The following is a 26,102-nucleotide window of genomic DNA, read 5'->3' as shown; positions in this document are numbered from 1 at the left end:
ATCTAAAAACGGGGGCTTTTACCCTACCGGGAAGAGGCACTGATTGACGAAGATAGATATGTAGGATTGGCTTTGATCCCAAGCACCAACAAACATGGAATACTTGTACTATCTGGCAAATGCCAGTCTAACCCTGAGGGTCGTTCAACACCTCCACGCTAGACCCCAGACACCAGTTTCTTTCGTCACCGTAATTCATCAAATTGATGGCTGGGTGGTTAGGATCAAACTCACAGGTCAAGTCTCGCCTCAAGAAGATGGCGACTTTCGGGCTTTTCTAAATGAATTAGGAATTAGCTACGAACCGCCAATGAGGGTGCAAATGGCACTTTGGAGTTTGGAAGCGGGACAGTGTCCTGTGGACGTGATGCGTCGCTATCAGGTAGCGATCGTCTCTCATGGTAGCCCAGAGAGAGACGAAATCGAGGCGTTCCGGCAACAGTTTGTCCGGGGCTTAGGCTATTGTCCAGAAACTTTGGCGTGATACTATTTGGTTATAACGCCACTACAAAATTATTGGTCATTGGTAATCAAGATATTTTATCTATTACCGATTAACCATTATCAATTGAAGAGTCGAAAGCTGCCAGAATATATTCTTGCAGCTTAAACTTGTATCCGGCTGCTGATGAAGTAGCTAGAGCTGACTGGGTTACTGTAACCGCAGTCAGATTTTTTGATATCCTTTGACAGTAGACAATAGCAACATCGAATCGGCAAGAATAATCTGCCTTTTCCGGATACTGGGCTAAGAATATTCCAGCTGTCCGCCAGATTTTTGCTTGCTTTTGGGGGGTGATTGCACTTCTTCCCCCTGCATCCCAACTACCTGAACTGCGAGTTTTGACTTCAACAAATGCTAATAATGAGTGCTGAGTACTAAATGAGAAGTTTTCCCCCTTTTCCCCTGTTTCCCTAGTTCGTCCATCATATTGAGCAATAATATCAATTTCTCCCCAGCGGCTAGAAAAGCGACGATGGAGAATTATCCAACCTGTAGATTGCAACCATTGGGCTACTAGGTCTTCTCCTAATTGACCACTATTTGGACAATGCATATAAACTTTAGTATTCTCGGTTATTTAATTCAACAGGAAAATAAGAGTTTCTAGTAGTTATCCGAAATCATACTCTCATGATGTGCTTATTCTTCACTTGCTGGCGTGGCATTCCCAACAGTCAAATTGAAGTAAACATAATTAGGGTAAATATCCATAAAAGAGTGATGTTCGACATATATGCCACCACCACATTCCAAAAAGGTGATGAACGGCTCATAAGGGTCAGGAAGACCATTCGCGGGGACTGTATCAAATTCCCGTAGACGACACCAAAATAAGTAATTACGTACCCCTAGCAGAACATAGACACTACCACGCCTAATTAGTATCCGGTCGCTGTTGTATAACTCCTCCAGCCATTGCATTAGGGAAGATGGGAGTTCCATGTCAGGGCGAATCTGAAGAGCAAGATTTTGAAAAACATGCTTCTGTTCGCTCTGCAAAAACTTTGCCCATTGTCTGACCCGCGACAGAAATTCTAACATCAGTTCTGTAAGTGTTTCGTCTTTCTCCCCGATTCCCAGCGTATCCCACTGAATAGCCTGAAGTCGTCCGAAGGCAATGTTCAAATCGTCGTATGAGCTTGAATTAGTATTCATAAAAATATTTTTAAAAGATTTTTGTGCTAACATCTCTGACTCAAGCTCAATGATTCTGTTTAACTGGTTAAAGGATGTTTGAAAAGTTGTTTGTGATGTATCACAGATTTGTAGATCCTCCTAAATCCCCCTTAGAAAGGGGGACTTTGATTTATTTTCCCCCTTAAAAAAAAGGCTTAGGGGGGAGCTTTACACTATTTGTGATAATCTACACGCAAACGGCAAGCTAACAAGTCAACGCCTCGTTAGACAACTATCGGGATAATGAGATAGAGGAGGGTTCGCCATTGGCTAAAAATAGCATGAATTCTAAGTTAAGCGCCCGGATTTGGGCAATCATACTCAGCTTATTTCTATGGGGAATAGTTGGCATCAGCGCAACGGTCGGTTTTGCTCCAACAGCTTTGGCGCTGGAATATAATAAAGAAATTTTGGTCGAGGCTGATTTCTCAGGACGTGATTTAACAGACTCCAGCTTTACCAAAGCTAATCTTCGCCAGAGTAACTTCAGCCACGCTAATTTGCACGGTGTCAGTTTCTTTGCAGCAAATTTGGAGTCTGCGAACTTGGAGGGTTCTGACTTGACAAATGCCACTTTAGACTCAGCTCGTTTAGTCAGAGCAAATTTGACAAATGCACTGTTGCAGGGTGCGTTTGCTGCTAACGCCAGATTTGATGGTGCAATCATTGACGGGGCAGATTTTACTGATGCACTGCTGCGTTCCGATGAGCAAAAAAAATTGTGCAAACTTGCCAAAGGAACTAATCCCATTACAGGACGAGATACGCGTGACACGTTGTTTTGTCCTTAGTAAGTAGAAGGCAGGAGGCAAGGAAGTCGTCCACGAGGAGCGGGGTTTCAACCTTCCCTGATGAAAATTTGCTGTAAGGGACTTCCAAAGAATAAATTACTCAAAAAAAATTAAAAACCCAAACTTGAACAGTAATGAAGTCCGGATTTCTCACAATTGAGAAATCCGGACTATTATTAATACTTTTTTGACTTGAGATAATTATCAATATCTTCAGTCAATAAAGTAACCCAAATCACGATGAAGCCTGGTCATTTGTCGGTAGTAAAAGTAATAAGCAGTGGATTTGGTTAGCTTTAGATAAAAAACTAAAGAAATAGTTGGAGCTTATATTGGCGATGCCTACGGCGGCAAGCTACGCAGTGAAAAAGGTGCTTTGTAATTGGGTGTAAAGCAGAACAAGAGGCTAAGTATATAGCCTCTCAAACCCTTATCAACTATAAAAAATTGCTTTTGGTAAGTCCAAATGAGAATGATAATATAAAATTTTGGCACATAGCTAGACTGCCTAGAAAAACGCATTCATGTTTAGAAGCCTTAGTCCCCCAATTGTGAGATGTGACGAATACTTACAAGTATTTTAACCACTTGTTAGGATACTTTGTCTTATAATTCCTAAACCAACTACAGAGGGGATAAAGCAGAATTATCATGATTATCCAAATATTGTAAATCATTGGTAAATCATATCCATAATCGGCTGGCATTAGGCTGGAGACTATAAAAGGCATAATAATTGCTTTTAACCCATATTTAGGTAAAGCCAGCAAGATAGCAGTTAAATGGATGAGCCAAAGGTGAATTATATAAAAAAATAAAGGAACCTGACCGAATACCACTAGAGGTTTAAAAATCCTCCATTTCTGCTTTTCAAACAAGTAAAGCAAGAGCATTGCCAGACCTAGTGTAATTAACAAATAAAGTAATGAAGGTGGATATTTATTACAGTTAATAAACGATAGTATAGTACGGGTAAAATTGGTTTGCACTGCCCAAGGATACGGGTCGCCATATATGTTCAAAGTGCGGAGAACTACGAAGCCAGCAATTAAACCTAGCCCCAACCGTCGTAACAATTGCTGCCGAGAAGCTTTTTCCAGCTTAAATACAGTTCCAAACGTATAACCTGTTGCCATCACCCCAATCCAAGGAATGAGGGGATAACTAATGAAAAAATTTTTATGAGGAAAAGGTGTGAACATTTTTGGCTCATGAAGTACTGCCCACAACCAACCCCATCTTCCTAATTGTTCAACATGGATATTATCAAATAGATTGTGTCCACCTATGAGCAAAATTCCTAGTGCAGCTATTAGAGGAATTGGCATTCTAATTAATGCTGCTAAAACGACCATTGACCAACTAAGTGCCCATAATACCCCCGCTGCTAAAAAAGAGTAGGTTGGGTCAAATAGCCAGCCAAAATGTACCACTGTTAACTCTAGAAATACCAACCACAACCCACGAATTATCAAATAGCGCGAGAGTTCTTGCTTACTTTGTGGTCGTCTCCTAAAGTAAAGATAGACTGCAACCCCAGCCAGAAATATAAATGTGGGGGCGCACAAATGAGTTACCCAACGAGTGAGAAACAGAGGTACGTTTGTCTGAGTCAAGTCTGTAGGGCAGAAGCGAACATTAGTTAAAAAATCTCGCAGATGATCTAGCGCCATTAACACCATCACCAATCCACGCAACATATCTATTGAGATGATTCGCTGAGTTGGTAACTGTTTAGTACTAAGAGTTTCATTACTTGAATAACTCATATTTTATCTAGATTTCAAGTATTTGTTTTCATTTGACTCTCATAAACCACTCAGTAATCCCTTGAGCGATCGCATTTGCTATCTTTTTCTGTTCCTCTGGGTTCACCACCTGCTCAAATTCATCAGGATTGCTCATAAAACCCAATTCCAACAACACTGATGGCGCAGCCGTTGGACGTGTCAGCGCTAGGTTATCCCAAAACACACCATAGGCAGGTCTGCCGAGTTTTTTGACTACATAGTTCTGTAAAAACATTGCCAGGTTGTGGGCTTGGGGTTGATACCAAAAGGCGGCGAATCCCTTGATTTTTTCGGCATCACCATCATCGGGTAGGGAATTGTGGTGTATGGAAATAGCGATCGCAGGTTCTTCTCGACTGATAATTGCCTGACGTTCTGCTAAGGAAAGTTCGCGATCGTCCTCCCGCGTCATTACTACTGTTGCTCCTTCCTTCACCAAATCGTCGCGCAGCAACTTAGATACCACCAAATTCACATCTTTTTCTAAATATCCAGTTGGGCCACTGGCACCCGATTCTTTACCGCCATGCCCTGGATCGAGTACAATCTTGAAATTAGCTAAAGGCTTTCGTCTTATGTTCCCGATTTTAGGCGGATGACGCAAAGTCAAAACCAGGGTTGTACCGTCGTATCTCAGCTTATATCCCCACTGTTGAGCTTTTTTGAGGTTAAAGGTGTATTCTACTTGTTCTGGAGCCTTCTGTTGCCAATCTAGGCGAGAAATTAGGGGGTCATCATCCAGGCGAATAATGTCCGTTTGGGCAGTGGTATTGTAGAGAGTGAGAGTGAGAGCTTGCTCAGTTTGTTGCACGCTCACAGGTACGGGAACTTGTAAGGGGAAAACTATCTCTGTCGCATCAGGGAGTTGACGGTATCCGACACTGCGAATTATTGTCTGTGGCTCAATTGCACCAGCTAAAATGCGGGTTTCCTGACTATTAATCCAAGCGCCATAGTCTAGGCGCAACCATTCACCTTCCCTACCTGTAACTGTTGCGTGTGTGCCTTTGGGCAGTGGTGTGAGTCGAGAATAATCGGTGTTCGGGCCAGTGCGAGCAACGCCTGCGTCTGCCGTTACCTCAGCAACTGGCAACTCTGCTCTTGAGAGGATTTGAATCTTACCAGATCCTGGTTGAGTTATCGTTTTGCCATTGAGCGTTAGTTGAAACTGAGGTTGTCCCAGATCGGCGGCTGTCGCCACTGTGGTGCAACCTTTATAATTGCCTACGCTAGACTGGGCATAAGGCTGATTTTGCCCTGTCAGAATTGCCAAATTACTTGGTAGTTGTGCCTGTTGAGGTTGGGGTGAAAGGGCAATAATTTGATTAGCTAACTTGACAGAGACATTGGCGTTAGGGGGTGCAACCCTTTGAGGAAGTTTCGCTAACGCGCTAAAACAAATTAATTCTTCTGGTAATCTGGCAATGTCAGCTGCAGGAGTCAGGGAATCTTTAGCAAAGCCTAAACCTTGTGGTAGTTCAGGGCCAGTGGTAAGCCTTGTCACTTTAATCTGGAGTTCTTGATTGTCGTGACGCACAGTAAAAAGATTCTCCCCCAACTGCAAGGGGAAACTAGGGGAAAAATGACCCGCTTTGCTGCGGGTAATTGGCTTACTATTGATCAAAACCTGACCATCTGGTGGTGCAGTGCCCAGAAAGAAGATTTTTTGGGCACTTGTCTGGTAGTTTGTCTGGGGAAAAATGACTATAAGAGATGGCTCTGCCAATGCTACGGAGGATGTGAGAATACAGCCTAATATTACTAATCCTAAGAGGTTTTTCACGACAAAATCACAGAAAACTATACCACAACAACTGTGGCACAATGACGGGATGTATTTTTAGAAGTTGTTAGAAATTCAAACTACTATGACTAAGTTTATCTTTGTAACTGGAGGCGTAGTCTCCAGTATTGGTAAAGGCATTGTAGCAGCAAGTCTAGGGCGTTTGCTCAAGTCGCGCGAATATTCCGTGTCGATTCTCAAACTCGACCCTTATATCAATATCGATCCTGGCACGATGAGTCCCTTTCAGCATGGGGAAGTATTCGTTACCCAGGATGGTGCGGAGACAGATTTGGACTTGGGGCATTACGAACGTTTTACCGATACCTCAATGTCGCGATTGAACTGTGTTACTACTGGCTCGATTTACCAGGCAGTCATCAATAAAGAGCGGCGTGGAGACTACAATGGCGGCACAGTACAGGTAATTCCTCATATCACCAATGAAATAAAAGATCGGATTCTACGAGTTGCTAAAAGTACAAACCCATCTGTTGTGATTACAGAAATCGGCGGTACAGTGGGAGATATTGAATCACTGCCGTTTTTGGAAGCAATTCGCCAGTTCCGCAAAGAGGTGGGACGGCAGAATGTGCTGTACATGCACGTAACGCTGGTGCCGTGGATTGCCTCTGCGGGTGAGATGAAAACTAAGCCAACACAGCATTCAGTTAAGGAACTGAGATCCATTGGCATTCAACCAGATATTTTAGTTTGTCGGAGTGATCGCCCCTTACCCAAGGGATTAAAGCAGAAATTGTCTGGATCTTGCGATGTGCCCGAAGAATGCGTCATCACTTCCCAAGATGCCAAAAGTATCTATGAAGTTCCGCTAAACCTGGAATGGGAAGGAATGGCAGAACAAGTGCTGAACTTGCTGCAAATGGAGCAACGTAAACCAGATTTGACGCAGTGGCAAACCTTGGTAAAACGGTTACATAGTCCCAAGCACGAGCTAGAAATTGCCATTGTCGGTAAATATGTGCAGTTAAGTGATGCCTACCTATCTGTAGTGGAAGCACTAAACCATGCTGCAATCTCCACTTATGGCAAACTGCGCCTGCGTTGGGTGAACTCAGAAGATTTGGAAACTGAACCAGCCGAAAATTATCTTGAGGGTGTCGATGGCGTAGTTGTGCCAGGAGGTTTCGGTGTTCGGGGGGTGGATGGCAAAATTGCTGCCATTAAATACGCGCGCGATCGCCAAATTCCCTTTTTGGGTTTATGCCTGGGAATGCAATGTTCTGTGATTGAATGGGCGCGGCACGTAGGGGGATTAACAGATGCTAATAGTGCTGAATTTGACGCCTATACAACTGATCCAGTAATTAATTTATTGCCAGGACAGCAGGAAGTAGTCGATTTAGGGGGTACAATGCGCTTGGGACTATATCCTTGTCGTGTTCTTCCTGATACTCTGGCTTTCAAGCTTTATCGAGAAGATGTAATTTATGAACGACATCGACATCGATATGAGTTCAACAATGCTTACCGCGATCTGTTATTAAAGTCTGGGTATGTGATCAGTGGTACTTCTCCTGATGGACACTTAGTTGAAATTGTGGAATTACCCAAGCACCCATTCTTTCTTGCTTGCCAATTTCATCCAGAATTTCAATCGCGCCCCAGTACTCCTCATCCCTTATTTAAAGGGTTTATTCAAGCAGCGATCGCTCTTTCTCTTTCGACATCTGGTACACCAACGCCATTGGAGGTGTCATAACAATTCCTAATTCCTAATTCCTAATTAATTGCAACATTAACTTAAGGCTTCAGCAGATTTGGACATACAAGGTGCATCATTCGTAAATTTCGGACTTGAGGAGATGTTGTGGCGTACTGGGTGAAAATCCTTTACGAGAGGAGAGAATATGTATTGAATTTTGAACGTGTCCATGCTTTTTGTTATGAGCTGAATGGCAGAGTTACTTTTTGGTTACCTGATAGTGCCATTCCGATAGTGATTAATCCACAAAGTAACTTGGAAGATTATCAAAAGATTCTTGATTATTTAGAATGTGTGACGGGATTGAAATTAGATCATGCCCACTGGGTGAAAATTATTTACGAAAAAAACGAATATGTAATTAATCTCAACTGCATCAGTTTTTTTTGTCATGAACCGAACGGCAGGATAACTTTTTGGTTGCCAGATGGCACTATCCCCATCATTATTAACCCTGTGAGTAATCCTGAATCTTATGAAAAAGTTGTGCAATACATTAAGAAAGCAACAGGATATTCTTTGTCTTAGTATTAATTAGTAAGAGGTTGTTTGAAAAGTCGGGGATGTTGTAAAAAAGCTCTCTCAGTATACGCTGTGAATAGATAATAAACAGCACCGAGAGAGTGGTATGAGTAAAGCTTACCCTAGCAACCTGATCTGGGAACAATATCAGTTGATTAGTGACTTAATCCCGGAAGCGAAACCGGGTGGTCGAAAGCGTGAAGTTGATATGTGGTCAGTCCTAAACGCAATTTTCTACATTTTGATAGAAGGAGTGAGATGGCGATCGCTACCCGGAGATTTTCCTCCCTGGCAGACAGTCTACACATATTTTCGCAATTGGCGCATTGATGGGACTTGGCTCATGATTCACGATCAACTCAGAGATTGGACTCGAATTGAGATAGAACGTCACCCAAGTCCATCCGAGACAATCATTGACAGTCAAAGCGTTAAAAGCGCAGCAATGGTGAGTAAGTCAGTTGGTTTTGATGCAGGTAAAAAGCTGAAAGGACGTAAGCGATTTATGACCGTCGATACCTTGGGATTAGTTTTGAGGGTTTTAGTGACAGCAGCTAATGTCGGTGAAAGAGAAGGAGGAAAACAAGTTCTCAAGCGGGTTAAACAGTCCCATCAAAAGATATCTCGCTTGACGACTATCTGGGTTGATGGTGGCTTTGATGGCGAACCATTTATGCAATGGGTCATGAATTTTTGTCGTTGGATTGTGCAGGTAGTTTTGCGCCCAGAACAAACCAAGGGATTTGTTTTGCTCAAAAAACGTTGGGTTGTCGAACGTACTTTTGGTTGGTTGATGGGATGTCGCCGATTGGTTCGAGATTATGAATTACTACCTGAAACATCGGAGACCTTTATTTATGTTGCCATGATCCGTATCATGGTGAGGCGTTTGGCATAATTTCTGAACTCTAAAAACTTTTCAAACATCCTCTAAGGTCTGCCCAACTTTTTGTTAATGCTGGGATCTGTTTGCTCTTATGTATCGTGGGTTATCGTATTTTTATCAGTACTGGAATTACTAAGTGGCGTTTGGCTATAACCTTGAGATTGGGTTAACTTTTGGTCAGGCTATGGTTCACAATTTAGTCATTTATGAGATAAAGGCACACTTAGAGAATAGGGTTTCAGGGCAACGCCTACGTTAAAAGCTTATAAAGATCAATGTTAATACTTAATAATATAAATGATTTTACGTGAGAGTTATTGAAGTATTCAAATATTACATTTTGAAGCGTGAAATGTAGATTTTACAGTTGATTTTGATTTCGTCTGAATACGCAAGGGTTTGATCTCAAGTATAGACAAGAGATTTGAGTTACTTCAAGGAGAACACAACGTAGAGAACAATATCGAAACTCCTGTGATTTTTGATAAAATGCCGACAGTTTTGGAGATTGGTTGAGACGGTAGTTTGAAGGCTATCTGCTGGTGTTTGAGATCAAGCTGAATGACAGAGTTTTTCTTGAAAAAGAGGAGATTTGATTGTGAGCGAAACCGTTGTTGTAATTGGTGGGACATCAGGTATGGGGCTGGCAACTGCACAGGTACTCAGCAGTGAAGGGTATCGTGTCATCATTTCTGGTCGTTCTCAAGACACGATCAACAAGGCACTCTCTCAAGTTGCGGGGGACTGTACAGGATTTCCACTTGATTTCACAGATGCTGCCTCGGTTGCATCCTTCTTTGAGCAAGTGGGTTCTCTCGACCATTTAGCATTAATTGGTAGCGGGAAAGCAGCGTGGGGCAATTTTCGCGATCTGAAACTAGAGGAGCTAAAAGTTGCATTCGACCAAAAGTTTTACGGTTTTTTCCTGTGTACTCAAGCGGCTTTAAGCAAACTTCGTGCTGATGGTTCGATTACGTTTGTCATCGGTGGTGCAAGCCGTTCAGCAATCCCCGGTACAACTGGGGTGGCTGCGGTGAATGGTGCAATTCAAGCAATGGCATTCACGATGGCAAAAGAGCTTGCTCCTCTACGTGTGAATATACTCTCTCCTGGTCTGTTTGACACTCCGGTTTATGATTGGATGACTCCTGAGCAGAAAGCAGATTTCTTTAAGCAAATGGGTGGAGAGTTACCTCTTGGACGGGTTGGAAAACCTGAAGAAATTGGTCAAGCAGTTTCCTATTTTATCAAGAATGGATTTACGACAGGAGCGATATTAGATGTAGATGGAGGGGGACGGTTACATTAAGTATTGGTTGAATCGGTTGGGTTGCTTTAAAAACCTAACCAGTCTGTTTTCTGGTGAGCAGGGCGTTGGACTGGAGCAGCGCGATCTAGCTGAGGGGCAGGTAGCACATTATTATTGAGTCTAATTCACCAGTAGAGATTGAGGCAATTGCTTTAATTTACGCCAGGGTATCGTCAGCAGAGACAAAGCCGAATTTAGAGCGTCAAGCGACTAGATTAACGGAGTATGCAATTGTCAGGGGTTATCGAATTGCTAGTTTGAATATCATAAAAAAGGTAATCCCTGCGACTTTTAGTTTCCGGATAGAGGGTATTGCAGTTTACCCTTTCCGTGTAACACTTAGGAATTGTGGCTTGAGGATATTTGACCATAAAGTTACTAACTGTAAATCGATTGTGTACTGCACATAGATTCAGCATTTCAAGTGAAGTAACATAATTTGATACAAAATTTGATCTTCTGTTTTAGCTATAACCCTTGAGATGGCCTAAACTTTTGGTCAGGTTATGGTTCACAATTTGGTCATTCAGGGAGTAAAAACACGATTAATTCTCCAAGACACTTCAATATACTGAGTACTTGGTTTAGTTCTGAATCATGTTCAATCAAGAGCGCATAAGATCGTGCACACCAAGGATGTTCTTGTTGAATCAATTTGACAAAAACAAATTCCCTACCGTTGATTAGTAAACCAAAAGTTGGTTGTACACGATTTGGATGATCAAGCATATAAGTGAGTGCTTGAGGGAGAGCTGTCATCACATCAAATTTACTGCTTTTAGATTCGATCACAAGTACCCAAAAACGTTTTTGGATGACAAGAACATCAATGTTTCCTTTAAGGATAAAGCTCTCGTCTTCAGCAGAAATCTCAACAGAAGTCTCGGTTTCAATCTCAAAAGGAAGTTGATAAAATCCAGCTAATATCAAGTAAAGGAGACAGCACTACCATCTTTACCGCCTCTTCTGACATCAGACGGTGCTTATTCAAGTTTAAATAGTTGCTTTTCACTCGCGCGTAGACGTGTAACGGCTTGTCGTCAGACATCGCTTGCTTTTCAGCATCAGTCAGAGTTGGTAAATTTTCTGTCCACTCTGTAAAGAAGTTGGTGTCTGTGGCAAGTTGCAAACCAAATTTTTCTTCTAATTCGTAAAGACTGATGTCTCTAGCTGGGATTGTTTTGAACCATAATCTAAAATTAGGAATAGAGTTGCCATGCTAACTTTGCTGCACCGACTATCCCAGCAAAATGGCCTAACTCCGCTGGCAATATTTGTAAACCCGCTCTTGATAAAGGCTGCACTCGCTTCTCAATTTCTGCCTTCACTGCTGGTAAGAAAAATTCAAAGCTGCCACTTATACCGCCACCAATGACGATCGCTTGCGGTGTGAGGACATAAATCAAACTCGTCAAACCAATTCCCAAATTTATACCATACTCTTGCCAAAAAGTCAATGCTGCGGCATCTCCTTGTTGGGCAAGTAAACCCAATTCGATGGGTTCCTTGAGAGTGCGACGGCGAATCGCAGTCACACAGGCATATTGTTCCAAAGAGCCTTGATTGCCGCTATTACAAATTGGCCCATCAGGATTGAATGAAATTAAACCCAATTCCCCAGCGGCTCCTTGATGCCCAACAAACAGTTTGCCATCTAGGATAATTGCGCCACCAACTCCAGTTCCTAAAGTTAGCAGAATCAGATTTTGAAAGTGGCGACCGGCTCCCAGCCAAGCTTCTCCCAAAAGAGCGCAATTAGCGTCGTTAGCGATCGCAGTAGGTTTGCCAGTTTTGGTTTCTAGCCAGTCAGCTAAAGGCACATCGCGCCATCCAGGTAAGTTAATCGCGATTTTGGCAATGCGTCCTGCTGCATCGGATGGGCCAGGAGTCCCAACACCAATAGCAACAGTTTGATTATCTGGATCAATTTGGGCGATCGCATCTACGATCATTGCCAGCACAGCCTCTGGTGTTGTCGGTTGGGGAGCCGCCATAGTCAAGGATTGCAGACAAGTACCATCAGCTGCAAAACGCCCCAGCTTAATTGCTGTTCCCCCCACATCAATGCCAATTACTTGAGAACTCACCACTTTAAAATCCTCACACCAAGCAGCAAATTTTCGGCTTCAAAAGCATCGTAGTACAGCTTTGCACAAGTTTGTAGCCAATAAAATGGCCACGGACTAAACTTCTGTGTCCTGGAGCGTTGCAATTTTAAAGCTCAATTCGTCAGAGTTTTAGCATTTTGGTCCGAAAAAATGCTAAATTTTCTGTTTTATTGGGTGCAAGTCGTTTTCATCCCCGATCTGTTCGCGCAGCGTCTTTGCTTGGAAGAAGACGCGAAGCTTTCAACTCCGATTTCTGTAAATTAGCAAAAGTCGTGGTGCGGAAACTCGATTGCTCCTGCCAAGCTGTAACTGGAGCACCTCTTAAGATGCCAGCAAGGGCAACGGAAAGGATAAACCCGCCAGTAGCGGCGGCAATTAACGTCAGGTTATCTTTCACACAAATCTCTCCAGTTATCAATTATCAGTTATCAGTTACTAATTATCAATGATCAGCCTGTTGACTGATAACTGTCCACTGTTGACTGACTATTTCCGGATTCTATTTTCTCTCCGTAATCGGGGATTGACAAATTCATTTAACCCCTCACCAAGTAGTGATAACCCTACCACCATAAATGTCATTGTTAGACCAGGGAAAAGCGTAGTCCACCAAATGCCAGTAGGTAGAGCTTCTAGGGCTTGTTTTAAATCATGTCCCCATTCTGGCACTTCTTCAGGAAGTCCTAGCCCCAAAAAGCCCAAACCGCCCAACACCAAAATCGCATCAGCGGCGTTGAGTGTGAATAGGACGGGTACGCTTTGAATGACGTTGAAAAACAGATAACGAGAAAGCACAACCCAAGTAGAAGCGCCCATTGCTTGAGCAGCTTCGATGAACACTTCAGTTTTCACACTAACGGTGTGGTTGCGAACAACGCGGTAATATTGGGGGATGTAAGCAATGCTAATAGCGATCGCTGCATTTAATATCCCCCGCCCCACCACAAATGCCAGCGTCACAGACAGCAGTAGCCCCGGTAGAGTGTAAATGCTATCCATAATAAACAGCAACACTTTATCCAATTTACCGCCGAGATAACCACTCAGCATCCCCAAAGGCACACCGATAATCATACTCAGCGCTGTTGCCAAGATCACCACCTGCAAAGCAGCCTGAGCACCGAACAATGTCCGGGAGAACACATCATAGCCCAGGCGACTAGTACCAAACCAATATTTAGCTGAGGGTGGCTCGTGAATTGGATTAGAGAGAAAATCTTTGGGGTTTTGCAGCCATCCCCAAGCCTGGAATACGGGAGCGAAGAATGCCAGGAAGATGAAAAATAGGGTAATGGCTAACCCGATGAGCATGAGTTTTTGCGAAAGATTGGGACTTTTGGCAAACTGTAAAAATGTCGGTAGGCGCCGTTTTGTAATGGCCATAAAGCAAGTTAAGAGTTATGAGTTATAAGTTATGAGTTATAAGAGTAATTTTGTCAACTCCAAACTCAACCCTCAACCCTACCTTACAGATGAGATTATTTCCAGCTAAGATCCGACAAGAGAAATTAGGGTGGGCAATATTGCTAGGTGGAGGAGATAGGGAGAACAATAACTCCTGTACAGACGCGATTAATCGCGTCTCTACTCCTAATCTCCTGTACAGACGCGATTAATCTCGCGTCTCTACTCCTAACTCCTGTACAGACGCGATTAATCGCGTCTCTCCTAACTCTAATTACAGATTGCTTTCAATTAACTGACGATATTCGCTCTTTTGCTTCACACCTTTGACTTCCTTTACTAGTTCCTTATTTTTGAACAATTGAACCGTTGGCGTTCCTGTCACACTAGCATTTTCAGCAATATCTCGGTCTTTGTCGATGTCAATTTCTACAAAGTGAATTTTGCTGTCAAATTCATCCACCACTTTATTTAAAATCGGCTTCAGAGTATGGCAAGGGCCACAACCAGGAGAGACATATTTAACAAGAAGTAAGCGATCGCTTTCATGGAACAATTTCCGTAAAGCATAACCTCCCTCATGGCGCGTCGCATTCAAATTAAATCCAGCTTCTTCCTCGGCTTCAGTCTTTTTGGCTGGCTGATGTTCTAATTCATTGTCTGCTGTTTCTGCCTGTTGATGAAATTCTTGAATCAAGCCACTGGACGACAACCAACGTTCTGCTAACATCGCCGCCATACAGCCAGTACCCGCAGCCGTAATTGCTTGCCGAAACTCATGATCTTGGACGTCACCAGCGGCAAAAACGCCCTCTACACTGGTTTCCACAGTACCGTGCTTAGTGACAACGTAACCGATTTCATCCAGTTCTAATTGACCTTTAAATAGAGAGGTATTAGGACTGTGACCAACAGCGTAGAATAAACCCTTAGCGTGCAGTTTGCTCTCTTCACCAGTTTTGGTATTGCGGACTTTCACCCCATCCATATGACCGTTACCGAAGATATCCACGGCTTCTGTGTTCCAATGCACCTGGATTTTTGGGTTGCTCAAAACGCGGTCTTGCATGGCTTTAGAAGCCCGCATTTTATCGGTGCGTACCAACATATTCACCTTAGATCCGTATTTGGTGAGGTAAATAGACTCTTCCGCCGCCGAGTCGCCAGCACCAATCACAGCCAGTTCTGCACCGTGAAAAATTGGTGTTGCACCATCGCAAATTGCACAAGCGGAGATACCCCGGCTCCAAAATTCATGTTCGTTGGGTAAACCCAAACGCTTTGCAGTTGCACCAGTAGCAATGACGATGCTATTAGTTTTTATTTCCCTTTCTTGCGATCGCACTGTAAAGGGACGCTGACTCAAGTCAACTGATATAACATCTTCAGTATATAGTTCAGCTCCCCAGCGCTCCGCCTGAGCCTTCATCTGATCCATCAGTTCCGGCCCGGTAATCCCTTGGGGAAACCCAGGAAAGTTCTCGACTTCCGTCGTTGTCATTAGTTGCCCACCAGGTAACCCCCCGGCTTGGAAACCTTCAAATACAACGGGTTTCAGGTTGGCGCGTCCAGCATAGATGGCGGCTGTGTAGCCTGCTGGGCCAGAACCGATAATTACTAAGTTTTCTACTGTGGGGTTAGTCATGATATTTATACGAACTCATAACGACTACGTTTAATATAGCATAATAAACTGTGATTGGCTACGCCAGATGGTAAGCGATTGGAAAATCCCTACAGTACTATGCGCTCAACACTTGCCAAACATCCTCTTAACCGCTAAGACTGTTCTTGCAGATGTTTTCTGATAATTTCAATATCTAGTTCTAAAAATTCTGCTATTTCTTGAATGCTCATACCTTACAAATGAAATCGATAATCTAGCCTTTGGGTCTACACCAGGGGCTTATTAATGTTTGTGCCATTTGGGATGCAAGGATTGTGTAACCGCATCTCGCCAAACTTTTTTTCTCAAGGTGATAGGAAAGCGATCGCAGGTGGGTAAGTTACATCTAGAACACCCAATTACTTCCTACCCCCCGGAAAACACTTATGAAAACCGAATTAAAAGCCAAATTTCTCCAACACATCCTCGCCAAGAAGAACGAAAATGAGGGTTTTACACTCATTGAATTACTAGTAGTAATTATTATCATCGGTATTTTGTCTGCGATCGCACTACCTTCTTTCTTGAACCAAGCTAACAAAGCCAAGCAGTCAGAAGCTAAAACTTATATAGGTTCGATGAACCGCGCCCAACAAGCATTTTACTTAGAAAAAAACTCATTTGCGTCTCAAGCTGATTTTGGTACTTTAGGTCTTGGTATTGCAACACAAACCACAAATTACGTATACAAAATTGCAGGTGGTGGTGGTACTAATACCGTAGTAACCAACCAAGCAGCAACAGTACTTGCTACTGCACCTCTCAAAAGTTATGTCGGCGGTGTGGGTGTGGTAGTTCAATCTGGTACTAGTGAAGCTACTACTATAGCTATTTTGTGTGAAGCCAACGCCGCAAGAGTTAACAGTGGTGCAGATGTAACTCCTGTAACTGATGTGACTAGTTGCCCCACCAGCTTCAGTAGCTTATCTAAGTAGACATGTGAGTTAGTAGATGAAAATTACTCACGGATAACACTTGATATAGAACTTAAGTTGTTATCACGACTTTTATTCAGCTAAATTACATGTTTTCTCAAGTGGGTAGATTCTTCTATCCACTTTATTTCAATTTTGTGATTTATTCACAATTAAATTGCCCATATCTCTCTCAATGAAAATCACAATGATTACTAATATATATAATTGGCAAAATCAGGCTGAAAAATACCTCATTCAAGAGAACTATTTGCAAGCAGCAAAGTTATACGAGCAAGCAATAGTGATAGAACCAAATACTATCCCCTATTATTGGCATTTAGGACTACTGTTGCTATTGCAAGGGCAAGAAGCAGAAGCTCAAATGACTTGGATGCTGCCAATGACAGAGGCAGATGAAGAACAGTTACAAATTTGGACGAATGAACTATTTCAAGTTTTACAAATAGAAGCACGAAGGCGTGAAACACTAGCAGAATATTCTCTAGCTTGGTTAATTCGTCAGCATATGCGGGAAATTAATCCTAGTTATTTAAATAATTTGCTTCAAATTCTTATACTTTCTATAAAATTGCAAAAATTTGAAGAAATTGATGATTTGAATGAGTGGGAATTAATTGAAGCCTTAAGAATAAAAGAAAATCTAGAAATCGATCTCGAATTATTAATCCAAGTTTTAAAAGAATTTTTAAATACTATCCCCTTACATCCAGCCAATCTGAATTTAATAGAAGCTAGTCTGCCTTATTTCTCTGATCCTCATCAATGCTTCTCTATACTGCTTCCTGCTGCTCTGAAAATTGGCCATACTTTACGACGACCTTTACTAGCAGTATCTTTACTAAAATTGCATTTACGATTGGAACCAGATAATGTAGAAATTTTGCGGCACTTAGCGACTTTTTATCAAGATGCTCGTAATTATTCTCAAGGCATAGAGACAGCTAAGTTGTGTTATTCCTTATCAGAAGGCTTGGCTGATAAAATTTTTGCCCTCCATTTGCTGTTAAGGGGTCTAATGTCAGCAGGGGGATATTGGCAAGAAATATGTACAACTTTTCAAGAGTTAGAAACTGTATTTCAACAGTTTATTAGATCTCAACAAATCCCTTTAGAAGAAGCAAGAATATTACGGTTACTTGCACCATCTTTTGCGATACCTCACATTAAAGATACTCCTGCTGAATTTCGAGCTATTCATAATAAGGTAGCTGAGATTTTTAATAATTATATTAAAAATCTTGCTCAATCAGAAGGAAAAAACTATACTCATCAAATTATTAATAATCAATCTTTAACACACCATCTAAAGAAATTAAAAATTGGTTATGTATCTTACGCTTTAAGGAATCATTCTGTTGGTTGGCTGGCTCGCTGGTTATTTCAACATCATGAGCGAGATAAATTTGATATATATACTTATTTTGTTAACTACACATTAGGAAATGACTATCTCCAAGAATGGTATCTAAGTCAGGCAGGGAAAGCTCGTCAATTAGGTATGAACGGTCTAGAAATTGCTGACCAGATATATCAAGATGAAATTGATATTTTAGTTGACCTTGATAGCGTCACTCTAGATATTACTTGTGAAGTGATGGCACTCAAGCCAGCCCCAATTCAAGTTACTTGGTTGGGGTGGGATGCATCAGGCATACCTGCAATTGATTACTTTATCGCAGATCCTTATGTACTGCCAGATGATGCACAAAATTACTATACAGAGAAAATCTGGCGATTACCTCAAACTTACATAGCAGTAGATGGTTTTGAAGTTGGTGTACCAACTCTCCGCCGTGATGACTTGGATATTCCTATAGATGCCGTTGTATATCTTAGCGCCCAAAGAGGATATAAACGCCATCCAGAAACCACAAAGTGGCAAATGCAAATTATCAAACAAGTACCTAACAGCTACTTTTTGATTAAAGGACTTGCTGAGGAGGAAACAATTAAACACTTCTTTTACCAAATTGCCGAAGAAGAAGGTGTAGATTGTTCTCGGTTACAATTTTTACCAATAGTTCATTCCGAGTCAGTTCATCGTGCTAATTTAGGCATTGCTGATATTGTATTAGATACATTTCCCTACAACGGAGCGACAACAACCCTAGAAACATTGTGGATGGGTATCCCTTTAGTTACACGAGTCGGCGAACAGTTTGCAGCGCGTAACAGCTACACGATGATGATGAATGCAGGAATTACAGAAGGCATCGCCTGGACTGATGAAGAGTATGTAGAGTGGGGTGTGCGTTTGGGAAAGGATGAGGCTTTACGCCAGCAGGTGGCTTTGAAATTGAAAGCATCTCGACAAACAGCACCTTTGTGGAATGGTAAGCAGTTTACCCGTGAAATGGAGAAGGCTTATCAACAGATGTGGCAGAACTATATTGAAAAAAAATAAGCTCGTAGTGAGGACTTTAGCCCTCTTCTTTTGTAATTACAAATTTAAGCACTGAAGTGCTTACTACAAACTTGCTTATAGAAGGCTTCTAAACCTAGTACACAGGCTTTATCATCAAAGAGACGATCATGATTTTGGCTCATTCTTTCTGCAATAGTGCCTCGCCAAGCCTGGTCTAGTCCTAATTTGACAGCAATTTCGATATATTCAGTTTCATTTTCAGCTATAGTATCTGTCACTCCTAGCATTTTCAGGAAGCTGTCAGAATGACGACCCCGCATAAATTCTCCAGGACAGGTAACAATGGGGAGATTACAAGCGATCGCTTCTAAGGTAGTATTACCACCAGACCAGGTGAATGTATCTAAATAAACATCTGAAAGTAAGTTAATCATTAGATAGTCTAGTCGCTCTGGAATACTAATAAATACACAGTAATCCTCGCTATTCAAACCGATAGCAGCAAAAGCACGTTTGAGACGCGGCTGAAGTAAACCACCACGCAGAAACACAAATTTAGCTTGCGGAAGGTGGCCAGCAATTTCTGCAAAAATAAAATCATATTGCGGTAGATACTTGAAAGGAGCTTGACAGCATAAATAGATGACTGCATCATCTGGTAGCTGAAAATCTGAGCGGCTTTTGATGACTGGCGGAATATATGGTTTAGGGTAAGAAACGCCAATGTTGGGTAAGCGAATTAATTTTTCTGAATAATGGTCTTGGGCATTTTCTAGTTCCATTAACTCGCTAGATAAAAAGTAATCAATTGTGGGTAAGCCAGTTGTTACCGGATGTCCCCAAGCGACACATTGCACAGGTGCAAGCCGCAGACCTGCCATTTGCATAGTTTGGGGATTCATACCAATTTCAGGAAAAACTAAAATGTGCAGTTTATCAGCAATTATCTGTTCACAGGCTGCTGAGAAATTATCAGGAATATGGTAGAAAACATCACTGTACTGTTGAAACTGTTGGGTAATTGGATCTGGCTCATTTCCTATGTAGTAACAATAGATTTCAAAGCTTGAGCGATCGCAGTAACGTAACCACCCTGTTAACCAAAGTGTTCCACTATAAGAATGCAGGTAATGGGAAACGTAACCAATCCGAACTTTATTATTAGGCTGAAGCTTAGGCATAGATAAAGGAACGACCCATTGTGGATAGTTAGCTGCCATAATTCCATGTACTAGCTTTCCATACTGGCGTTGCAAATCTATATCATTTTGTGCCTGATATGATAGGTAAAAATTTGTGAGGCGACCTATACCTGCTAAAGCACTATGTTGATCTTCTGTAGTTTGAAGAGATGTTTGCTCAATTAAATCTCGCAATCCTTGAGTGTAGCGTTGGCGATAAAAGTTAATTTCCCCATGATTTTCATATATTGATGGAACAGTTAAATATTTTATAATTTTAAAAGTGTAATCATCAGGTAAGGATTTAGCAGCATTATCTGAACTTAAAATTGCTTCTTGAATACGCCCATTCTGGCGCAAATCGATGATTAATGAAAAATGTAGTCTTCCATCTGTAGGGTAAAGTTTAATTCCTTGCTGGAGAGTATTAAAATATTCCTCTAGCTGATTTAACTGTCTATAGCAATAACTTAAATTCCAATAAATTTCTGCATCACCTGATTGGTATTCTAGGAGTTTTTGATATTGCGCGATCGCTTCTTGCCATCTTCCCTCACTGAAAAATTTATTGCTCAAGCAAAAAAAAACTGTTTAGCTTGTACTTGGCTAAAGTCTTCTATTTTGTAGGATGTCAGACTTTCTGCTTTTGCTTGGTTCAGTGCGTTTGGATCTTCGTATACCAAAACAATTCTCGCATAGATGCGAGGTAACAAAGCTTTCCATTGAATATCAGCCAAATTTCCAACTAAAGAAATTTCTAACTCTTCAGTAACATCTAAATCTTCTTGTACTAAAAGATTCATAACCACACTAGATAAAAACAGTTCTGCATCTTCGGCAGTACTGTTACCAGTATCGATAAGTAGGGTAGTTTTTTGACTATTAGGATGAGTTGCTGCCGTCCTCATCACTCGTTCCAATTCTAAACCAATTAATTCTTCTGGTTGTGACCAATCTGGGAAAATAATTAAATTAATCTCTTTAAGTTTTAAAGACGCAAGGGTAGCATCAATCAAGGCAGCACTTACAGTCTGCGCCATTTTTGCCCAGGAGAACTTTTTCGCTTGTGCTAAACCCGCAGTTATTAATGAGTTGCGAATACCGGGCTTTTGCATCTCACAAAGCGCATTTGCTAGTTCATCAGCATCATCATCACTCACGTATATTACTGCTTCCCCTGCAACTTCTGGAATTGAGGCATTAGGACAAGTAATTACAGGACAACCACAAGCCATTGCTTCAATAATAGGCATTCCAAAACCTTCATACTTAGAAGGATAAACTAGTGCCACAGCACCAGAGTAAGCTGTTGCCAACTCTTGATCACTGAGTTGCAGCATATGAACAATACTACCTGATGTATAAGTTCTAAACTCAGGTACTAATACACCACCGCTTCCTGTACAGACAATATCAAATCCGTAGCTACTGGCAAGCTGTGAAAAAGCTTGAAAGAATAAAATACTATTCTTATAACCACTTCCACCACCAACTAAAATAAAGTATGGTTTTGTAATCCCGTATTTAGATTTAAAAGCATTAACCTCTTCAGGTTTAGCTAGCGAAAAAGTGCTTTTAATTCCACAATGAGCTACGGTCACAGAATTTACAGGTATATCAGTAAAACAGCTTACCAGGTCATGTGCTGTATATTCTGAAATAGCTATGTAGGCTGATGCATGTTGAATACCCTGATGCTTTTCTTTCCACATAGGATTATTGATATCCCATCCCATGACTTCTGGAATCATGTCATATGCCATAAACACAGAAGGCGTTGTAGTCGGCGTTGTATAGTAAGAAGAGATAAATAAATCTGCACCTTCTTCATCGCAAACTTGCTGTAGCATTTCTCGGTCAGCATCAGTATTGTTGTAGTCATAACGTGGAACGCTGCGATATCTAATACCAGGAATTTGGGGAGCAGTTCCAGCACGGTCAAGCACACTAATATGTTTAGAAAACCCGTTACTTGCCCATTCTTCTAGTAAAGATTTCCAGACACGAGCTATACCAGTTTGGTAGAGTTGGAAGAATACAGCGTCAACCAGAATTATTGGTGCTGTTTTTTTAATCTGTGCAACTTGTTGCTGAACTTCATTTGGTTGTAAAAACTGCCAACTATTACTGTCAAATTCTTTTTGTGCTATCGGTATAATTCCACAGTCATGTGCAATATCTACCTGGCTTTCATCTTTAACCCAAGGTAAATATTCTCGTAACAGTACAGGAAATTTATTTGTCTCCTGCAAAGCTTTCCATTGGGAAACGGCATCGTTATAACCATAGTATTGTTCTTTAAATCTTAATTGTTCTGCTGTTACATAGGCAAAATGTTGGAAAACTAAACCAAAGTTTTCAGTCTCTTGATGCACAAAAGGATTTACAGATGCTATATTTTTGTATTGTCCATCCACTAAAGGTTCTACTAATATAGGAGGCTCATGTGCTGCCCAGAATGCTCCTGGTTTAAATCTCCAAGTTCGTAGCCACTCTTGTTGAGGATTCTGCGCGTAACAATTACGGGTAGTAATAATTAATTTTTCACCAACAAAATACCAGCACCAATAAAAAGCAGCCGTTTTATCAGGATTATTGATGAATATTTGTCTACCAGTACATACTTGCTCTAATGTCCATAATTCATCTACATCTACTTGCCAGAGCAAACATTCTTCTTGAATATTGGCAAGTGGTGCGTTCACCATTTCACGTTTTCCGTCCCAGAAAATACCCTCTGGCTTCCGATAAATGGTGACTTTATCAGGATAAAGTTCTGCTAATTCGTTTAAATACTCTGTAGTACCATCATGGCTATGTCCATTGTAATGAATTTTATCACTGATACGTCCACCTAGAGGAACACTCCATGCACTGTCGTGCTTTAAGTCTGCTACACCTTCAATAATGTGCCAATGCCATTTAAAAAGAAGTTGTTTAAAAACTTCAATGTGGTAACGGATAAATGGTTGTCCATTGAGAACAATAGTAAAAAAGTGAATTGGCAGTACAGGAAAAGCAATATAATTTTCATAAAAAGAATTTGAATTTGTTACTCCTTCTCCAATATCTCCATTTTTATTTATCCGATGACATTCATAACCATGCTCAATCAAAATATCAAAGGTGGATTTAGCACTACGGTTTAAACCCTCCAGCATTTTTTGTGATATTTCAAACTGGATAAAAGAAATGGCTTTATTTTTTAATAGGTCTATTGCTCCTAGTAGAACATCACTTTCAGCTCCTTCAACATCAATTTTTAAATAATTAATTTTGAGAATATTGTTTTTTTTACAGAAATAATCTAGTGTAATTGCCTCGACAATTTCAGTACTGATAATAGGTACATATTGTCCAGAGCCTTCCGGGTCCAGCATCTGTGGTTTACCAATACTATTCCACGCTGAAAAGCTTTCAGGAAATTCATTAAATTCAATTTGTTTATTATCAGAATAAACTGCGTTTTTAAATGAATAAACATTATTACACTTTAATTTAAAAAATCGTTCTTTTAATTTATTAAAAGTACTTAATGTTGGCTCAAATGAATAAACTTTGCCGGAATGACCTACTAATTTGCTAAACAGGATTGAATAGTCACCTACATTTGCTCCGATATCAAAAACTAACATTCCATATTGAACTAGTTTGCTAACCAATAGTTGCTCAGAACTTTCATGTGGAGAAAAATAGTTTTCGATTTTATCAACTTTCCTAAAAATAGAATAACCGTTCCGAACAGAAGTACTTTGAGCAACTAGTATATAGTTCTGATCTCCAAGTAATTTTTGATGATTTATATAATTTTTAAATGTCGTGATATCATCTAGACAAATAAATTTTGCTCCATACACTTCATATAATTCAGCTTGACCAGTAAATTCTGAACCGTCAATTAAAACTAAATCAAAACAATCAATGTTATTTTCATGTTTAATTTTTTGAATTCCGTTATCAGATACTCCAGAATTATTTACATACTCAATATCTTGTTGTAGCCAACCAAGCACACGCTCAAGAGGATAAAGATTTAGATTAGTATGATGGCTATGATAAAAATCAATAATTTCCTTTTCATCAGCAAAGTTTTTTACAGAAACAGAAGAAGTATTATAGCATTTCACAAATTTTTCACTTTTATAATTGTCTTTTAATTTCGTAAATCTTTTTTTGGAAATTTCCATGCAAAACAATGTAGGCTTGTTAGGGTTTTCACGAAGCCCTGTTACAAAGGCTTCGGTACTTCCTTCTCCTGAAGATGAACCAATTTCTAGAACTGTTTTAATATCTTCTTCTTTAGCAATCCTTTGAATAGCTGCATAAAATTCATCGTTTTTAATTTCTGGTGGAATCAAATGATGAAGTTCAGAATCGTAAATTTTGTTATTCATATTCGTATTCTTATCTTTGATTGTTTACTCTATTGTTCGCCATTCCCCTGTTGTTTCTTAATCTGCTCTAATACAACTTTGTAATCTTGCCGATCAGGGCGCAACTTCACCAGCTTCTCTAAAGGTTCTATTGCACCTTTCGCATCCTTCAATTGCAACCGCAGCACAGACAGCTTCTCTAAAGCAACTTGGTTTTCTGGTTCCCGTTGTAAAACCAGCTCGTAGCCCCGTGCCTGTTGCTGTAATACTGACTCAGCAGAAGGAGACGCAATTGCTGGCTTAGGTTGACTAGCCTGTTGGATTGCCGGAATGACTGCAAATACCGTAGATCCAAAAAACGAGAACATCGACACTATCGTTACAATCTTTTGTCGCCGCTCAATCTGCTTTTTGCGGGTGATTAGGTATTCTTCCGATGACCCAGGCATGTATCAATTATTGCTGTGGTAAATAGTTAGGTGTCAGCAACCCTCCCGTTATCAGGTTACCCATCTGCCCAACAGAAACTAACATCTTCACTGGAAATTTTTTACACAAAATTCAAATGCTGACTCTGAAGACGAAGGAACTTTATGCTATGTCGTACCGACAATTTTGCCATGCGATCGCCCCTATGCTTCAAAGTAAAACCCTCTCCTGTGCCTAAACAGGGCCAACCCTCCAGGTTTTATTTTCTAGGCAAAACATTAAAGTTATATAAAGATTTGCAATTAATTTGCCTAATGCCAGATGTTTGCGATATTCTAAATAACGTTTAAATAAACAGAAACAGTAGATATTTCTACTCAATTGCAAATTTCCCTGTTAGTCAAAAACTTTCAAACTAGCCCGTGTCCTCTGGGTTCTTCAACAATCACATATATTTTTCGTGATTCAAATAAACAGAATTTTCCCAGTTGTCCTTAGTCACACTACTTAGTGCAACTTTCCAAAGGACTAATTATTCTGCTCGGCGTTCACAATAGATATCTTTCAAAAGGTACTGTTGTACTCTTGTGTAGAGAGGGTAAAGGTTAAGAGGAAAAAGAAGACGGGGAAAGGTTAAAGGGAAAAGGGGAAACATAAGCATCCCTTATCCCTTAACTCTTCTCCCTGAACCTTTGCCTGGCTTCTGCAAAAAGTTTAAGGACTACTTGGTGGAATTAGAGTTTTGTGGTGGTAATTACCGTACAAAACCGAATTTACCAGTAACTTAGTAGAGTTTGTTATGGTATAGTTAAAAAGTTAAGACTAGCTTTACCAAAATTACACCACTCTACGACCCGGCAACAATTGCAGAATGGGAAGCAGTTTTAATTAAGCATTTACCAACAAAATCTGAATTCAATCGAGGTTATGACTCAGCAAGTGATTCACCCAATGGTGAAATTGCAGCGCAACGTGCAATCACTCATAGAATCGAATATTATCAAGCCAAGCGATAGCATCTGGAAAATCGCTTTGCTCTACGGTAATGAATGGCAGCACTGGAAACAGGAACTGCTTGACTTTGGCTTTAGTATGCAAGATCCTGTTAGTGAATTGCTAGCTGTAGAAACTTGGGATGAGGAGTAGGGAA

22 protein-coding genes and 1 pseudogene are annotated in these 26,102 nt (G+C 40.8%); 10 read left to right on the top strand and 13 right to left on the bottom strand.

Features of this window, described 5'->3' with window-relative positions:
* Positions 1-94: 94 nt before the first annotated feature.
* Positions 95-484 (top strand): hypothetical protein, encoded by a 390-nt coding sequence (locus V7K48_RS06640; RefSeq protein WP_335070761.1) that lies wholly within the window; start codon positions 95-97, stop codon positions 482-484.
* Between the two features lie 70 nt (positions 485-554).
* On the opposite strand, the gene V7K48_RS06635 is transcribed toward V7K48_RS06640, so the two are convergent.
* Both V7K48_RS06635 and V7K48_RS06630 read right to left on the bottom strand, forming a co-directional pair.
* Positions 555-1,058, bottom strand: coding sequence for a YraN family protein (locus tag V7K48_RS06635; protein ID WP_335070759.1), 504 nt, complete (start codon positions 1,056-1,058; stop codon positions 555-557).
* Between the two features lie 86 nt (positions 1,059-1,144).
* Entirely contained in the window at positions 1,145-1,660 is a 516-nt protein-coding gene (locus V7K48_RS06630) for a hypothetical protein (protein ID WP_335070756.1), read from the bottom strand.
* Between the two features lie 302 nt (positions 1,661-1,962).
* Between V7K48_RS06630 and V7K48_RS06625 the strand changes: the two genes are divergently transcribed.
* Positions 1,963-2,472: a pentapeptide repeat-containing protein gene (locus V7K48_RS06625; RefSeq protein ID WP_335070753.1), complete on the top strand. Its 510-nt coding sequence runs from the start codon at positions 1,963-1,965 to the stop codon at positions 2,470-2,472.
* 272 nt (positions 2,473-2,744) lie between these two features.
* Positions 2,745-2,792 (top strand): annotated as a pseudogene (locus V7K48_RS34895) (hypothetical protein); the annotation flags it as partial.
* Positions 2,793-3,041: 249 nt separating this feature from the next.
* On the opposite strand, the gene V7K48_RS06615 reads toward V7K48_RS34895, so the two are convergent.
* A complete protein-coding gene (locus V7K48_RS06615; RefSeq protein ID WP_335070751.1) occupies positions 3,042-4,241 on the bottom strand; it encodes a DUF1624 domain-containing protein in 1,200 nt (399 codons plus the stop codon).
* 28 nt (positions 4,242-4,269) lie between these two features.
* A complete protein-coding gene (locus V7K48_RS06610; RefSeq protein WP_335070749.1) occupies positions 4,270-6,045 on the bottom strand; it encodes an N-acetylmuramoyl-L-alanine amidase in 1,776 nt (591 codons plus the stop codon).
* Between the two features lie 85 nt (positions 6,046-6,130).
* On the opposite strand from V7K48_RS06610, the gene V7K48_RS06605 reads away from it, so the two are divergent.
* From V7K48_RS06605 to V7K48_RS06590, 4 genes are all read left to right on the top strand, one after another.
* Complete coding sequence (locus V7K48_RS06605) at positions 6,131-7,768, top strand: CTP synthase (RefSeq protein ID WP_335070747.1); 1,638 nt, start codon at positions 6,131-6,133, stop codon at positions 7,766-7,768.
* Positions 7,769-7,876: 108 nt separating this feature from the next.
* The gene (locus tag V7K48_RS06600; RefSeq protein ID WP_335070745.1) at positions 7,877-8,299 is read left to right on the top strand and encodes a hypothetical protein; all 423 of its coding nucleotides are present in this window, start codon (positions 7,877-7,879) and stop codon (positions 8,297-8,299) included.
* A gap of 100 nt (positions 8,300-8,399) precedes the next feature.
* A complete protein-coding gene (locus tag V7K48_RS06595) occupies positions 8,400-9,191 on the top strand; it encodes an IS5 family transposase (RefSeq protein ID WP_335070742.1) in 792 nt (263 codons plus the stop codon).
* Positions 9,192-9,777: 586 nt separating this feature from the next.
* Positions 9,778-10,488 carry an SDR family oxidoreductase gene (locus tag V7K48_RS06590; RefSeq protein WP_335070740.1) on the top strand — a complete coding sequence of 237 codons (711 nt, stop codon included), beginning with the start codon at positions 9,778-9,780 and terminating at the stop codon, positions 10,486-10,488.
* Between the two features lie 522 nt (positions 10,489-11,010).
* Here V7K48_RS06590 and V7K48_RS06585 read toward each other — a convergent pair.
* From V7K48_RS06585 to trxB, 6 genes are all read right to left on the bottom strand, one after another.
* Positions 11,011-11,418: a hypothetical protein gene (locus V7K48_RS06585; protein ID WP_335070738.1), complete on the bottom strand. Its 408-nt coding sequence runs from the start codon at positions 11,416-11,418 to the stop codon at positions 11,011-11,013.
* Positions 11,384-11,617 (bottom strand): hypothetical protein, encoded by a 234-nt coding sequence (locus V7K48_RS06580; protein ID WP_335070736.1) that lies wholly within the window; start codon positions 11,615-11,617, stop codon positions 11,384-11,386. The genes V7K48_RS06585 and V7K48_RS06580 overlap by 35 nt, the downstream gene beginning before the upstream one ends.
* Positions 11,618-11,687: 70 nt before the next feature.
* Complete coding sequence (locus V7K48_RS06575) at positions 11,688-12,578, bottom strand: ROK family protein (protein ID WP_335070734.1); 891 nt, start codon at positions 12,576-12,578, stop codon at positions 11,688-11,690.
* A gap of 205 nt (positions 12,579-12,783) precedes the next feature.
* Positions 12,784-12,993 carry a hypothetical protein gene (locus V7K48_RS06570; protein ID WP_335070732.1) on the bottom strand — a complete coding sequence of 70 codons (210 nt, stop codon included), beginning with the start codon at positions 12,991-12,993 and terminating at the stop codon, positions 12,784-12,786.
* Between the two features lie 89 nt (positions 12,994-13,082).
* Entirely contained in the window at positions 13,083-13,979 is an 897-nt protein-coding gene (locus tag V7K48_RS06565) for an ABC transporter permease (protein WP_335070730.1), read from the bottom strand.
* Positions 13,980-14,274: 295 nt separating this feature from the next.
* On the bottom strand, positions 14,275-15,645 hold the full coding sequence (gene trxB / locus V7K48_RS06560; protein WP_335070728.1) for a thioredoxin-disulfide reductase: 1,371 nt from the start codon (positions 15,643-15,645) through the stop codon (positions 14,275-14,277).
* 407 nt (positions 15,646-16,052) lie between these two features.
* On the opposite strand from trxB, the gene V7K48_RS06555 reads away from it, so the two are divergent.
* Both V7K48_RS06555 and V7K48_RS06550 read left to right on the top strand, forming a co-directional pair.
* A complete protein-coding gene (locus V7K48_RS06555; RefSeq protein WP_335070726.1) occupies positions 16,053-16,601 on the top strand; it encodes a type IV pilin-like G/H family protein in 549 nt (182 codons plus the stop codon).
* A gap of 187 nt (positions 16,602-16,788) precedes the next feature.
* A complete protein-coding gene (locus V7K48_RS06550; RefSeq protein WP_335070724.1) occupies positions 16,789-19,008 on the top strand; it encodes an O-linked N-acetylglucosamine transferase, SPINDLY family protein in 2,220 nt (739 codons plus the stop codon).
* 44 nt (positions 19,009-19,052) lie between these two features.
* On the opposite strand, the gene V7K48_RS06545 is transcribed toward V7K48_RS06550, so the two are convergent.
* The 3 genes from V7K48_RS06545 to V7K48_RS06535 are packed head-to-tail and all read right to left on the bottom strand — an operon-like array spanning position 19,053 to position 24,972.
* Positions 19,053-20,726, bottom strand: a complete 1,674-nt coding sequence (locus V7K48_RS06545; RefSeq protein ID WP_335070722.1) for an O-linked N-acetylglucosamine transferase, SPINDLY family protein — start codon at positions 20,724-20,726, stop codon at positions 19,053-19,055.
* A complete protein-coding gene (locus tag V7K48_RS06540; protein ID WP_335070720.1) occupies positions 20,723-24,544 on the bottom strand; it encodes an FkbM family methyltransferase in 3,822 nt (1,273 codons plus the stop codon). The genes V7K48_RS06545 and V7K48_RS06540 overlap by 4 nt, the downstream gene beginning before the upstream one ends.
* Positions 24,545-24,573: 29 nt before the next feature.
* Positions 24,574-24,972, bottom strand: a complete 399-nt coding sequence (locus tag V7K48_RS06535; RefSeq protein WP_335070718.1) for a tetratricopeptide repeat protein — start codon at positions 24,970-24,972, stop codon at positions 24,574-24,576.
* 907 nt (positions 24,973-25,879) lie between these two features.
* Here V7K48_RS06535 and V7K48_RS06530 point away from each other — a divergent pair.
* Complete coding sequence (locus V7K48_RS06530) at positions 25,880-26,098, top strand: DUF4327 family protein (RefSeq protein WP_012407469.1); 219 nt, start codon at positions 25,880-25,882, stop codon at positions 26,096-26,098.
* Positions 26,099-26,102 lie beyond the last annotated feature (4 nt).

This window comes from Nostoc sp. (assembly GCF_036919615.1).
Lineage (GTDB): Bacteria > Cyanobacteriota > Cyanobacteriia > Cyanobacteriales > Nostocaceae > Nostoc.
This window is presented reverse-complemented; position numbering and strand designations above follow the sequence as displayed.